This is a genomic window from Pigmentibacter ruber (genome assembly GCF_009792895.1).
Lineage (GTDB): Bacteria > Bdellovibrionota_B > Oligoflexia > Silvanigrellales > Silvanigrellaceae > Silvanigrella > Silvanigrella rubra.
The window spans coordinates 345,778-359,104 of record NZ_WSSC01000001.1; the positions used below are offsets into that span (position 1 = coordinate 345,778).

The following is a 13,327-nucleotide window of genomic DNA, read 5'->3' on the forward strand; positions in this document are numbered from 1 at the left end:
GTTAATTTTAATTAATTTAAATATAAATATGATAAATCAAAAATAGTATCTAGAAAATTAAACTTTATCTATTGAAAATATTCTCTGTTGCATTTAAAGATTACCAAAAAATAGAAAACTTTGTCAAATAAATTTTAAAAATTATATGATTCAGTCTGGGAACATTTCATAAATTTTATAAAGATAGAATTTTCGACAATTCATATCTGTACTTAGATTATTTTCATCAAATATTTTTACTAATTGTGGTGAATAAATAAGTTGCGGATGGAATGTTGATCCCCATGCTATGATTTCAGTAGATTCTTTATTCTTCAATTTAAAATAAAAATCATGATCCCATAAAAAACCTTTAACTTGGACACAAATAATTTCACCTAATTTTACTGATAAATCTACAGAGCTTCCAACACCGAGAATACCTGAGCATGTAGGATGACAAACTTTTGCTAAAAATGCTGTGCCTGGTGCAAGGATGACTCTTAAATTAAATTGTTCATTTGCGTATATATTATTGCTCATTAGAATTGAAAAAGAGGTAAAGGCAATAGAAAATTTTTTACGAAAAATATTCATTATTTAATTTCTTTCAACAAGGTATTATTAATGGTTAGAGCTTATATATTTACTATGATCAATTTTTAAAATTTGTTCAGTAGATACTGTATGAAGTTGGTCTGGTTTATGATGATTTCCCCAATATATTTTTAAAGATCCTGTCCGTGCATTACTTGGTACTTTAATTTTAACTATATCTAATTTATTACCTAAACTATCTTTTGTTGAAGCTAATAAATGAGAAGTTTTTTGTGGATGCGTTACTCCAGGAAAATAAATATATCTATTTGCAATATTATATCCTATAAGTTTAATTGTTGATTGCGGAGAAGCTTCTTTTGGCAAATCTTCTATCCAAGTATTCATAGATTTATGTCGCCAACCAGCTGTAAATTTATTTTTTGGTGAATCAAGTTGTTTCCACTTGCCATTTTCACAATCACCTCTATTCATGAGTTTATAGATTGTGACTCCAGCATCTTTTCCTTTTGCTGCATCTAAGCAGTAACCATGATAAGACATTTTCCGACAAACCCAAGATGCAGACTGAATTGCAATACATTTTTTTGGATCTAATACTGCGAGTGCATGTCCTGGGAATGCCAAAATGTCACCCGTTCTTGGGATAAAACTTCCATTTTCTTTTTTTATTGGCACAAAATATTTTAATTCTTTTGTTTTCTTATTTTTTGCAAAAGTATGACTTAATATTGGTGCATTTTTTTGGCTCGAATTAAATGGAAGCTTCATTTTTTCACTATATAAGTGCCAAAGAAACCTTGTGCAATCTACTCCATATTTGCGCATAAAATCATACTTATCTTTTGCTTTTGCATATTTATAATTCCAGCTTGCTTGTATACCATCAACTGCATAGGGAATATCATCTTGCGTTAGTTCTGATTTTGTTTCTTTTGAATATGTTAGAAAAGATCTAATTTGAGACGATTGATTTTCCTCATATAAATTTTTCCAATCGACTTGAATTTTAGTTGGATTTACGTAATTTTGATTTTTGGATGCCTGATTTTTTTTAGATTTATAAGTAGATACACAGCTTATGCATAAAATACTATAAAGGCTGATGAAAAAAAATGATTTATGTTTCAGCATGGCTACGTTCCTTGTTGTCATTCCAAACATATTGAATATATACCTTCTTCAGTGGTTTTTTGTATAGGCTTATCATGCATAAAATGCCTATCTATTTTTCTGAAGAGGTTTATATTTATGTAATTTGGCTAAAAAAAATTCTAAACGTATCAAATGAATAAGAAAATTATATTTTTGGAGTAATTAATTATGTATAAAAATGACACACCAGAAAAACCCGAAAGCTTTGGCCAGTACATTGCTGTGCATATGAAAAACTTTCGGCGGGAATATGGATTGAGTCAGGAACAATTATCTGAACGTTCAGGTGTTCCAAGAAGTACAATTGCAAGCTTAGAAAGAGGGGAAGGAAATCCAACTTTGCAAGTTTTGGTTGGTATTGCACAAGGTTTAGGAGTGCAAATGTCAGCTTTGTTGCAAAAACCTATCCCAACTGCAGTACTATATAAAAATAGTGATGCGGCTAAAGTACCAAAAAAATTAATTGATCAAAATGATACAGTATCTAAATTTGTAGATGTTTTACAATTAACACCTGAAAGTTCTAGATATTTAATTTTGCAAGAGTATACTTTAAATGAAAAAGAACGTTTTCCTGGTTCACCGCATTCTCCTGGAACAGAAGAGTATTTTTATTGTTTTACAGGTGCTTTTGAAATAATGGTTGAAAGTGAATTTTTTATTGTAGAAGCAGGTGACTTACTTTGTTTTGATGGGCACCAAAGACATGCTTATGCATGTCGTGATGGTTTTAGTACTTCTAAAGGTCTCAGTATTGTAGTCCAAGTCCCAAAATTTTAATCAACAAACGTTTCTGAATGGATACTTACCAAATGGTTATCGCGATTTAAAATATTTAATGCAGCTTGGGATTCTACAGTTTTTTCAGGAGAAGGTTTGCCAGTACCCCAAAAAACTTTTAATTTTCCAGTTGTTGCATTATTTGGAACTGTTATTTTTACAGTCTGGATTTGATGATCTTTTAAGTAAATTGAGGATCTTTTGATCTGCCTTGCTTTTACAGGAGTTTTACTGCCAGTGAAGTAAATATATTTGTTAGCAAGATTCTTTCCTGAAATTAAAATTGTCTCTCCTGGTTTGGCTTCTTTTGGAAGGGTTAAAATCCATGTATTGAAGGCTTTATGTCTCCAACCAATAGTAAACTTTAACTTATTATTATCCATTCCCTTCCATATTCCGTTTTTGCAAAATCGTTCACTAGCTAGATGATAAATAGAAACTCCTGCAGATTCACCATAGTCATAATCGACGCAAAATCCTTTTTCTGATTTTTTACATAGCCATATGCTCGATTGAATAGCAATACAGTTTTCAGGGTCTAATACAGCAATAGTGTGTCCTGGGAAAGCTAAAATATCACCTGTTTGGGGTTTAAAGCCTTGCTTGGTCTTAGGGACTTGATCAAAGTTTTTTAATTGAGACGTGCTTTCAGGGTTATTATTTGTAAAAGTTTTGCTAATTATTGGTGCTGTACTAAATTTTGAATTATAGGGCAAATGCAACATATTTATATAAAGGTAACGGAGTAAGCGAGTGCAATCTACACCATATTTGCGCATAAAGACAAATTTATCTTCAGCATGGTTGTAACCTTTTTCCCAATTTAAAGATATTTTTTTTGAGGGATAGGGAATATTCCCGTGCATAAGTCTTTTATTTATGATTTCGGCCGAGCGCACAAACTCTTTTGCCAAAGGGGAAGGATTTTCAGCGATAAGGTTATTCCATTTTATTGGATATTCTTTTGGACTAGAAAAAGAGTACGCAAAAGCAGTTGATTGATTTACTAAAAACAGAGAAACAAATAACAAAGTCATTTTGATTTTCATTTTATAAAACTGATAAGGCAAAGCTCCTTTTTGCCATAATCCTAGCCTTTCTTTATATTGAGTCCAAATCGATGCAAAGCTCCTTTTCAATTTCTTTTAAGATATTTCTGAATGATAGCTTAAATGAAAAAGAATAATTATATTTTGCTATTTAAGGATACCCAACCAAAAAGTTAAATGCGGAAAGACTTCCAAGTCTTCCAGATAGAAGTTCAAGATAATTTTAAGAAGCTATTTGAGAAGCACCATAGGGTTTGCTCATAAATAAAGCTTTTATATAACCAGAAGGTTTTATCTTTTAGATCCCATTTATGTTCAACCTCTTTTTTGTCTGTAAGTTTATTTGGCAATTATATGATTATGGTTTATATAAGAAAAAAGAATTTATTGGTAAGAACAAAAAAGCCTAAATTCTTAAAAAAATAAGCAATATTAAAAAGTTAAGTTAATAAGCGAAAATTTTCAATAGCATTTAAGCCTCTTTTGAGGAGCTAAATACTATTACTTCATATGAAAATATTATTATCAAATTTAATATACATACTAGTAAAAAAATAAAAGAAGATGATAAATAGCTAACCAATAAATGTAATATAACAATTATTGATTTAATCTAATATTTTCTGATAGATATATATTTAAAGTATTTAAATATAAAATAATATTAAGTAAAATTTAAATATTTAATAATAATTTAATTATTTTTAAATATTTTGTTGATTTTTATAATTTATATATATATCAAAACTCAGTTTAGTTGATTAAAAAACTAGCAAAATTTAACAAAAGGATTAATATGAAACTAACTATTTGTAATTTAAGTATTTTTTCACTAATGGTACCATTTTTTATAAGTTGTGGAAACGCTGTTGATAATAAAAGAAAGCTGCCTAAAGCTAATGAAACAGTAAATCTTCCTAAGCAAGAAGTTCCAAATCAACAAATTAATGAGTTTGAAAAGAAAATAACTGAACTTATGCTGGAAAAGGATGAATTAAATAAAAAAATAGTGGAGTTAAATGAGAATTTTAAAAATTCAAATACTCTAAAAACTAAGTACTATGATAAAATTAAAGAATTTATAAATAAAACGAAATTAATGCTAAAAAATAATTTTGAATTAAAAAATGATAGTAGTTTTAATGATTTAATTGCTCTTTTAGATGACTTGATTCAATCTATAGAATCTAAAAGTTATAATAACTACAATCTATCTGAGGAAGATAAAAATAATAATTTTGATAATTTATTTGTTAAATTAACTTCTTACTTTCAATATTACTTTAATGTCACATATAAAAATAAAATAAACGCTCAAGTCACACCAAAAATTTATGACTTATTAGAATCAACTAATTTATTAGCTGATTCTAATAAAGTTACGAAAAGTAAAGAAAATATTACTGATAAAATTATTAATAGTAATATTTCAGAAGTTATTGAAGAAATTAATGAGAATATTAAAAAAATAAATACAAATATAGAAAAGAAGAATGAAGCTGAAAAACTAGCTGAAAAAAATAAATTTATAAAAATACTAAAAGAAATAAGTATAGATGGAAAGAAACTATTTCCTGAAAAAACAGATGATCAACTTAGAAATGATATTAGTGAAACTAATTTTATAACTATTTTAAATGATAAAATTAAAGAAATTATTTTGGAAATTAAAGATAATTGTAGGACTGATATCTTAAACAAAATAGGTGTTCCAAGCAATGAATATAATACTTTTAAATTAACCGATTTTGAAAAGAATCTAAAATCTAAATTTGAAAATGATTTTAAAAAAATTATGATAAATTATTTAATTAAAAATGATATTATTAGTGATGATAAAAACAAAAATATCTATAAAAATGACGATTTTAAATATTTGCAAGATACTATATATCAATTTAGTAGCAATTATTCGTCAATAGAACTATACGAATTAATAGTTAGTGAATTATTAAAATTAAGAAAAATTAAAACCGATAAAATTACTAAATTGAATGAAGAATTAACGAATAAAGAAAAACAAATTGAATCAATTTCATTGCAAAAATCTATTTATGCTTCTTTAGAACCTTTTCCCGGATTGAATACTAATGATATAAATTGTCTAAATAATGTAAATAACAAATCAGAATATATTAATTATATAGAAGCTAGTAATGAACCATATCTTGTTGAAATATCTTCAATTTATGAGAATATAAAAAGCAGGGATTTTTTAAGATCTAAAAACAGGATTAATCAGTGTGTTAATAATAAACAATTACAAAATGTAGATAATAAAATAATTAATATTGAATTTTTTAAACATAAAGATTCAACATATAATGAAGTTTTTATAATTCATATTGAAGATAATATGAAAAGTAAATATTCATTTCACTTCCCAGAACAGTCAATTTACAAAAATAGATATTACATTAGTAACTATATAAGTAGTGATAATTTAAGAACTTACACTAAATTAGATCAATATAGTCAAGATATTCTTGAAAATGATGGAAGTAATGAAATGCATGCTATTTTGTTTTCAAGATATTTTTCTGATCAAATCACTCATGGGCATAGTTCTGTATATACGAAATTTTCATTATTGAATGCAGATAGTAAATATGAATTTTGGCTTGTAGATAATAATAATTCTGAAAATAATAATCAGTTACGTAATGCAAAAAAGTTTATGAAAATAGAAATTAGTAAATACCAAAAATTATTTGGAAATTCGACTTCAATTAATACTTGTTTTTATTCAAGGATAGATAGTAAATTAGTAAAAAAATGTTTTGATGAAGACTTTGGAGAACATTTACCATTAAAGGAAAAAATTACAGGAAGGTTTTAAAAATAAGTTGAAATATTTTCTAATAAATAAAAAGAAATGGTGATTAAAATGAAAATGAAATTTTTATTATTTTTTGTATCTTTGTTAAGTAACAATATTTACGCAAAAAATGTCGATGAAACTAAGAAATATAAATGTGAGATAGAATTTGATTTAGGAAAGTTTGAAATAAAACAAAAAACAGGTTTAGAAAAATGTTTACAAAAAATACCTGAAAATGATGTTATAAAGCTGATATATATCATTTCATCTGCAAACCAAATTGGTGATGTCAAAAAGAATGAAATATTGGCACAAAAACGTCTTGCTGCTGCTCGTGCCTTTTTAGACACACAAGCCGATCGCTTTAAATTAGCAGTCACAGAAGAATTATCTATGGGTAGAAACCATGTTCTTGGTAAAAAAGTTCATATTTTAATTCTGACAACTAATAAATTATCACCAGAAATTAGAACAATTGAAATAGAAAAACCTGTCGAAAAAATTGTTGAAAAAAAGGTCTATATTGAAATAAATAAACCTGTTGAAGCAAAAAAAGAAATTCCAAATTATTCTTTTTTTGTGGGTTCTAGAATTGCACGCGATATTTTCATGAAAGATGAAATTGCCCCCTATTTTTCGTATGGTTTAGTATCAGGTGTTCAATTCTATCCGCATGACCATGTGAAATATGAAATTGGATTAAATGCCAATCAGTTGGTAAATGATGATGTTTATTCAATTAGCACAGGATATGTATTAGCTGGGGCTTACTTGACCACTTCAAAAAGTGAAGGATTTTTTATTGGTGTGCGTGGTTTGTCTGGTATTGTAGCCAATCAAAAACAACAAGCTGATTATGATGGTGGTGGTGAAGGTCGAATTGGCTATGAAAATCAAAGTATGAGCATAGGATTTGGGATAGGCAGAACCCGTTATACAACAAGGGCTGGTTTAGAATTAGCATTGAAATTATAACAATGAGTTGATTTGATAAGGTAGCGGTCCATGCGGACGCTGCTCTATTTTTTCTAATTGATGTGCTTTAATCGCTTCGTACACTATATTTCCCATAGCGTTTCTGGTTTCAACCGTCGCACTCCCTAAATGTGGGAGTACAAAAAGATTTTTTGCACATTTCAAAGACTCAGATAAAATAGGTTCATTACAAAAAACATCAATTCCAGCTCCGAAAAGATGATTTTGATTTAAAGCTTCTGCCAAAGCTTTTTCGTCGATAAGCTCTCCTCTGGCTGTATTTATCACAATCCCATTTGGTTTTATTTTTGCTATTCTTTCTTTATTTAGCCAGTTTACTGTTTGAGAATTTAAAGGGCAATTTAAGGAAACAATATCTACAGTTTTAAAAAAATCTCCTTCATCCAATAAATTAATATTGTTACTTTTTTCAGAGTTGTTTGCTTTTGTATTTTTATGGTTTAGGGCATAACAATTTAAGCCAAATGCTTGCGCGCGTTTTGCTAATGCTTGGCCAATTTGACCTAATCCTACAATTCCTAAATTCTTATTTTTTAAGCTGGTACCTAAAAGAAATGTTGGACTCCAACCAGAAAATTGACCACTTTCTTTTATTATTGAAAATCCTTCGCCAATTCTGCGGGAAACACATAGAATTAAGGTCATTGCAATATCAGCTGTAGCTTCAGCTAATACACCAGGAGAGTTAGTAATTCTAATCCCAATTTGAGTAGCAAACGGAACATCAAGATGATTGTATCCCACCCCAAAATTCCCAATATGTGAAATATTTGGAAAAGTTTCTTTAATAATTAAAAGTTCATCTTTTCCTAGTATATCATTAATACCAGTAACAAAAGAGTAAAAATTTTCAAAATTAGCGATTTCTTTTTTTAATTGAATGATGCGCTCAATAATTGATTTGTTTGGGGCAGAAGGTAACAAATGTCCTTGAATATTGTGCAAAGGATCAGAAAGTGGAATTCCGGGAAAGTTCTGGGTTGAGACAAACTGGAATTGCTTTGAAGTTACTAAATTCATTTTTATATTCCCTGAAAATAAGATCTTCTAACTGCGCATAACGTAAATCTTCATCCGTAATCGGAGAATTAATTTCTATATCACAATAGTTCATTTGATTTTTTAAGATATCATTAATATCAAAATTAAATTCAGCATCATCAAGCATAAAGACTCCTTTTGGTTGTTTTCTTCATTATGAAATATTTATGCTTTTTAATTAGGCAAATTTTTACCGCTGCTGGTAAAAATTACCTACCAGATGTTAAATTTTAGACTAGGAAACTTTTTCCAGTTGCGCATCAGCTGATGGTTGATTGCGTTCGGAAAAATATTTTATAATTTCATTTGAGTATCCAGCAGCTTCAGTCGCACAAAATTTGCAGGCCACAAAAGTAACATCATCTTCAAATCTGTTCCCTTGTGTAAACTCTATTAAATCCAACTGAATTGTATTCACAATATCATTGGTATTTAAGGTATTTATACTTTTTAACTTTTTCATAAGTCGACGTTCAGAATATTCTCTTTTATTAGAGTTTTTAGCTTCTGTTAAACCATCAGAGTATAAAAATATAATATTATCTACTTTAAAATCAATTGTATGCACTTTAAATGGATGCTGCTTATTTGAATTGTCGGGACTAATGTATCCTAAACGTTTTCCATTTCCTAAAAGAGTAGATGGAGAAGAGGTATTCGAATCCTTATTAATTAAAAAAGGGAAGTTTTGAGCAGCATTTGAGTATAATAATTTTTGTTTAAGGGGATCAATGATTGCACTAAACATAGTCATCATTCTCTCTTCTCCGCCTATACTTCTTACAATGACATCGAGCTCTTCTAAAATGGTTGAAGGTTCATTGATATCCCGAGAATAAAGGGAATCACAATACCCCTTTACTGCAGCGGTTAACATGGCGCTTGGAGTACCGTGTCCTGTAACGTCTCCAAGCATAATTAAAATTCTTTTGTTACTTAAAGGATAAAAATGCCACCAGTCTCCACCACACTCAGAAGCTGATTGGAAAAATGCTGATATTTCAAAGTAGCTTACTCTTAAATTATTTGCTTTTGGAATAAATGATTTTTGTACTATTTTAGTAGTTTCTAATTCGTTAGCCATTCTTTGCTGTTCTTTTTCATCTTTAATAAGTTGAATAATTTGTTTAACCATGAAATTAAAATTGACTTTTAAACTTTCAATTTCATCATTCCCAAAAAATCTATTTTTAAATTCAGTTTCAAATAGTCGATTATTTGCAATTTCCAAACTCGCTCGTTCAAGTTCTTTTATAGGGCTGATTATTAAATTATTAACTACTAAAAAGCTAGTTATGACTAAAACAATTCCTAAAATAGAGAATAATATTGTATATTTTATTAATAATTCTTTTGATGCTAAAGAAATATGTTTAGTTGAATAAGTCATGACCAAATATCCAACTTTTAAATTAGCATATTTTTCTTTTTTTGAATTTTTAAAGAACAGAGGATACGCTAAAATAAATTTTTCATTTTTTCTATCATCAATTTGCAGTAAAATACTGTTTTTATTATTATACTCAATTTTAAATAACTTTTCTTTTTCTTCCTTTGGAATTAAATCTTCAATAACTACATTAAGAGGCTCTTTTTTTGTGCCTCTTACCAAATAAGAAATAGAATATCCTTGTTCAGAAAATAATGAAGCAGAAATAACGTTTGGATTTTTCATTAATTGATTTAATGTTGAATTAATTGTTTTAAAATCTATTTCCCAAAGGGCATTTTCTAATACAGGGATAGCAGAGGTAAATGAAGAAAAGTTATTTTTCTTTTCGTAAACTTCCATTTCCTCTCTATTTTCAGAAATTTCATAATAAGCAAAAGAACCTATCACAACTAGAATTATAAAAATTAAAGCTGTCGCAATTTTAGCAGTAAGAGGATATTTAATTTTTGTTGCTGCTAAATTTGACATAAAATCCTTTGAATGAATTTATTCTTCAAAAAAGTTCTATGCAGTTTTCGGTTTTCCAATAATCTACTTTAGGTAGGCAGATAAATGTAAAAGGGCTTCTAAACGTAATTCGGTTTGTCGCACAGAATTGCCAAAACAATATATTCCATGATTTTCAAGCAAAAATGCACAGATAGGAATTTTTTTCTGCTGATTAAAAAATTGTTCAGCAATAAGTTGGGAAATTTTTTCCATATCTTGATTGTTTTTTATCACGGGCAAATAATATGCAGTGTTATGATCTTTGTAACCTAATGCTTTTAATAATTCATGTCCTGGAAAAATATAGAAACCAAAGTTTTCACAATTATTATTTTCATCACTACTGACGCAGTTTTTTTGTAATTGAATATGTTCAAATTCTATTGCATGACAATGAATGACAGCATTAACATACTCTAAATTTTTGTATATTAAAGCATGTAATAATGTCTCATCGCTTGGTTTTGGTGCTAAAGGATGAATAGCACTGCCTGTTAAATGAGTTCTAATAAATTGTGATGGATTTAAATTTCTTTTATGAATTCCTGATTTGGTAATCAAAAATTGTTCCACATGTTTTGTGCGGATACTAAAGTTACTGCTTGTTGCGGGAATAGCATGGCGAAGATCTAAACGTTTTGCTACTTCACACATTTTATTTAGTTCGATGTGCTCAAACAACGATAAAGGGTAAAAAGAAGCATCTTTTATTATTTTCCTATATTGTCTCATTGCTTATCTAACTCTTCTCTAAATAGCTTAATCGTGGATGTTATTCCCTTGTGATTAGCAAATATACCTGTACCTGCATTTAAAACAAAATCTTTCCCAAAATCTTTTTTAGCTTCCTTTGCATGCTCAGGTTTTATTCCGGCGCTAGGCACAGGAATTGTCGAATTGATTTCCCAATTTTCGTTTTTTAATTGACAAGAATGTGCAATATCCAAAGCTAATGATTTTTCTAGTCCTAACTTACCATAAGGGCTTGGAAATAGACTTAGATCTGCACCTGCTGCACGAATTAATTGAGCTAAAGTAACACGTGGATGAATTGTACTTGACGATTCACGTATTCCAAATGCTCCAACTAAAGCAGGATGCGATAAAATTGGAAGATGCGTTAACGTTCTGAGTTGTTGAAGAAAATCAATACCACTTGTCCAAGTATTTATGAGGAGCGCTTGGGCACCAGCATTATGTAATTGCACGATTTGTTCTTTGAAACTGAATGCACAAAATTGAAAATGGACTGCATACAAGGTTTTTAACCCATTTTTTTCTGCTACATTAGAAACTTGTTCAACTCTTTTTAAAGTATTTGAAAAAGATTCATCATGTCTAATTTCATCATCCTTTAAAATATGCAGTCCTGCTTGGGCAGCTTCTTGATAAAAGGAACAAATTTGTTCATCAGCCATTGCGACATTGGGTTTTAAAATTCCCATTAATAATGGATGCAATAAATTTGCTCCAACTTTTTCTTTTAATGCGTTAGCATTCCATTTTGGGCCTTGTAAAATATTTTTGGAAAAACAATCGCTAGAAAACCAAACAGAATTCAATTGAATATTTTCATAAAAGCTCATTTTTCCATACAAAATTGTTAAAAGCCAAGACAATTTTCCGTGCCAAATATTATGCGGAAAAGCTAAAGTTACTATATGAGAGTTTTCAGTTCTCTCATAAGTAACAATTTTGGCAACTTTTTCAATGAGTACACTTCTTTTAACAAATTGTTCTTCCCAGGCTCCAAGAGTTTGGCCAATTGCAATTTCTTCTATAATAGAAGCTGGATATTGTTTTGCATTGATGACAAATTTAGCAAATGCATGTGGCTCATCCCCCAATGGAGAAAGGAGTTCTTTGTTTTGCACGTTTAAGTCCATTTTGTTACCTTTTTAAATTTAAATTTTTGCATTCAAGAAATTCGAGATTTTAAATTCTTGATCTGTTTTATGTATCACTCCAAATTCAGTAATAATTCCTGTAATTAATTTAGCAGGAGTAATATCAAAAGAAGGATTCCAAACTGAAATTCCAGGGGCTGATATTTGTTTTCCATGCAGATGAGTTAATTCATGCGCAGGTCGTTGTTCGATTAATATTTCTTTTCCTGTTAATTTAGTACAATCAATAGATGTACTTGGCGCAGCTACATAAAATGGTATATTATGATAATGAGCGGCAATTGCTAGTTGATATGTTCCAATTTTGTTTGCAGTATCACCATTTGCCACCACTCTATCTGCACCAACAATTATAGCATCGACCCCTTTTTCAATCATTAAAAAAGCAGCCATGGAATCAGTAATTAAAGTAGCAGGAATTTTTTCATATACTAATTCAAAGGCTGTTAGGCGAGCACCTTGATTATAGGGTCTGGTTTCTGTTGCATAAGCATGTGCAAGTTTATTTTGGGCAAATAAGCTTCTGATGACGCCAAGGGCTGTTCCGTATCCTGCTGTGGCTAAAGAACCTGTATTGCAATGAGTTAATATTTTAACAGAATTTAAATGAGAAAAACAATCAGCTCCAAAGTTTCCAATTGCCTTATTATCAGCAATATCTTTGGCAAGTAGTCCAATTGCTTGATCAATAAAAAATTGCGCAAGTTGTTCTGAATTTGCAAGTTCAGAATATTTCATATCTGTTTGTTTATTTATTAAAAACTTCATTTGTTCAGCCATTTTAAATAAATTAACAGCAGTAGGACGACTTGTGCACAAGTAATCTAATTTATCAAAAATAAATTGTTTCAAACTTTGTAGAGACATTTGTTGTTTTATGTGATTAACTTCACATGCTAAACACAGCGCAGCTGTAATAGCAATAGCAGGAGCTCCACGCACTTTCATTTGCTGTATAGCGTTCCAACCTTTAACACTATCGCTACAATCTTCATAAATAAATTGCTCTGGCAAAAGTAACTGATTTAATATTTCCAATTTACCATTTGCATATTTAATTGCCTCTAATGAATTTCCCATTTGTTACCTTTCTGCATGA

At 29.2% G+C, this 13,327-nt stretch carries 12 protein-coding genes; 3 read left to right on the top strand and 9 right to left on the bottom strand.

Annotated elements, in window-relative coordinates; genetic code table 11:
• Positions 1-150: 150 nt before the first annotated feature.
• Together GOY08_RS01500 and GOY08_RS01505 are read right to left on the bottom strand one after the other, a co-directional pair.
• Complete coding sequence (locus tag GOY08_RS01500) at positions 151-576, bottom strand: hypothetical protein (RefSeq protein ID WP_158996793.1); 426 nt, start codon at positions 574-576, stop codon at positions 151-153.
• Positions 577-603: 27 nt separating this feature from the next.
• Positions 604-1,671 carry a hypothetical protein gene (locus GOY08_RS01505; RefSeq protein ID WP_158996794.1) on the bottom strand — a complete coding sequence of 356 codons (1,068 nt, stop codon included), beginning with the start codon at positions 1,669-1,671 and terminating at the stop codon, positions 604-606.
• Between the two features lie 189 nt (positions 1,672-1,860).
• On the opposite strand from GOY08_RS01505, the gene GOY08_RS01510 reads away from it, so the two are divergent.
• Complete coding sequence (locus tag GOY08_RS01510; RefSeq protein ID WP_158996795.1) at positions 1,861-2,472, top strand: helix-turn-helix domain-containing protein; 612 nt, start codon at positions 1,861-1,863, stop codon at positions 2,470-2,472.
• Here GOY08_RS01510 and GOY08_RS01515 read toward each other — a convergent pair.
• Positions 2,469-3,509, bottom strand: a complete 1,041-nt coding sequence (locus GOY08_RS01515) for a hypothetical protein (protein WP_158996796.1) — start codon at positions 3,507-3,509, stop codon at positions 2,469-2,471. The genes GOY08_RS01510 and GOY08_RS01515 overlap by 4 nt on opposite strands.
• 808 nt (positions 3,510-4,317) lie before the next feature.
• On the opposite strand from GOY08_RS01515, the gene GOY08_RS01520 reads away from it, so the two are divergent.
• Together GOY08_RS01520 and GOY08_RS01525 are read left to right on the top strand one after the other, a co-directional pair.
• Positions 4,318-6,360 (top strand): hypothetical protein, encoded by a 2,043-nt coding sequence (locus GOY08_RS01520; RefSeq protein ID WP_158996797.1) that lies wholly within the window; start codon positions 4,318-4,320, stop codon positions 6,358-6,360.
• Positions 6,361-6,408: 48 nt separating this feature from the next.
• Positions 6,409-7,317 (top strand): hypothetical protein, encoded by a 909-nt coding sequence (locus tag GOY08_RS01525; protein WP_158996798.1) that lies wholly within the window; start codon positions 6,409-6,411, stop codon positions 7,315-7,317.
• Here the strand turns inward: GOY08_RS01525 and GOY08_RS01530 are convergent.
• The 6 genes from GOY08_RS01530 to mtnA form a co-directional block, all read right to left on the bottom strand.
• Positions 7,312-8,358 (bottom strand): NAD(P)-dependent oxidoreductase, encoded by a 1,047-nt coding sequence (locus GOY08_RS01530; RefSeq protein WP_158996799.1) that lies wholly within the window; start codon positions 8,356-8,358, stop codon positions 7,312-7,314. The genes GOY08_RS01525 and GOY08_RS01530 overlap by 6 nt on opposite strands.
• Complete coding sequence (locus GOY08_RS01535) at positions 8,288-8,506, bottom strand: hypothetical protein (protein ID WP_158996800.1); 219 nt, start codon at positions 8,504-8,506, stop codon at positions 8,288-8,290. The genes GOY08_RS01530 and GOY08_RS01535 overlap by 71 nt, the downstream gene beginning before the upstream one ends.
• Positions 8,507-8,614: 108 nt before the next feature.
• Positions 8,615-10,300, bottom strand: a complete 1,686-nt coding sequence (locus GOY08_RS01540; protein ID WP_158996801.1) for a SpoIIE family protein phosphatase — start codon at positions 10,298-10,300, stop codon at positions 8,615-8,617.
• A 63-nt stretch (positions 10,301-10,363) separates the two neighbouring features.
• Positions 10,364-11,053, bottom strand: a complete 690-nt coding sequence (locus GOY08_RS01545; protein ID WP_158996802.1) for a class II aldolase/adducin family protein — start codon at positions 11,051-11,053, stop codon at positions 10,364-10,366.
• Positions 11,050-12,207, bottom strand: a complete 1,158-nt coding sequence (locus GOY08_RS01550; RefSeq protein ID WP_158996803.1) for a RuBisCO large subunit C-terminal-like domain-containing protein — start codon at positions 12,205-12,207, stop codon at positions 11,050-11,052. Before GOY08_RS01550 ends, GOY08_RS01545 begins: the two co-directional genes overlap by 4 nt.
• Positions 12,208-12,225: 18 nt before the next feature.
• Positions 12,226-13,308: an S-methyl-5-thioribose-1-phosphate isomerase gene (mtnA, locus tag GOY08_RS01555; RefSeq protein ID WP_158996804.1), complete on the bottom strand. Its 1,083-nt coding sequence runs from the start codon at positions 13,306-13,308 to the stop codon at positions 12,226-12,228.
• Positions 13,309-13,327 lie beyond the last annotated feature (19 nt).

What these genes read in the sequence shown, in the direction of transcription:
- GOY08_RS01520 (WP_158996797.1), top strand. Translation starts at nt 4,318, where the DNA reads ATGAAACTAACTATTTGTAATTTAAGTATTTTTTCACTAATGGTACCA.
- GOY08_RS01540 (WP_158996801.1), bottom strand. Translation starts at nt 10,300, where the DNA reads ATGTCAAATTTAGCAGCAACAAAAATTAAATATCCTCTTACTGCTAAA.
- GOY08_RS01510 (WP_158996795.1), top strand. Translation starts at nt 1,861, where the DNA reads ATGTATAAAAATGACACACCAGAAAAACCCGAAAGCTTTGGCCAGTAC.
- GOY08_RS01545 (WP_158996802.1), bottom strand. Translation starts at nt 11,053, where the DNA reads ATGAGACAATATAGGAAAATAATAAAAGATGCTTCTTTTTACCCTTTA.
- GOY08_RS01535 (WP_158996800.1), bottom strand. Translation starts at nt 8,506, where the DNA reads ATGCTTGATGATGCTGAATTTAATTTTGATATTAATGATATCTTAAAA.
- GOY08_RS01525 (WP_158996798.1), top strand. Translation starts at nt 6,409, where the DNA reads ATGAAAATGAAATTTTTATTATTTTTTGTATCTTTGTTAAGTAACAAT.
- GOY08_RS01530 (WP_158996799.1), bottom strand. Translation starts at nt 8,358, where the DNA reads ATGAATTTAGTAACTTCAAAGCAATTCCAGTTTGTCTCAACCCAGAAC.
- GOY08_RS01505 (WP_158996794.1), bottom strand. Translation starts at nt 1,671, where the DNA reads ATGCTGAAACATAAATCATTTTTTTTCATCAGCCTTTATAGTATTTTA.
- mtnA (WP_158996804.1), bottom strand. Translation starts at nt 13,308, where the DNA reads ATGGGAAATTCATTAGAGGCAATTAAATATGCAAATGGTAAATTGGAA.
- GOY08_RS01500 (WP_158996793.1), bottom strand. Translation starts at nt 576, where the DNA reads ATGAATATTTTTCGTAAAAAATTTTCTATTGCCTTTACCTCTTTTTCA.
- GOY08_RS01550 (WP_158996803.1), bottom strand. Translation starts at nt 12,207, where the DNA reads ATGGACTTAAACGTGCAAAACAAAGAACTCCTTTCTCCATTGGGGGAT.
- GOY08_RS01515 (WP_158996796.1), bottom strand. Translation starts at nt 3,509, where the DNA reads ATGACTTTGTTATTTGTTTCTCTGTTTTTAGTAAATCAATCAACTGCT.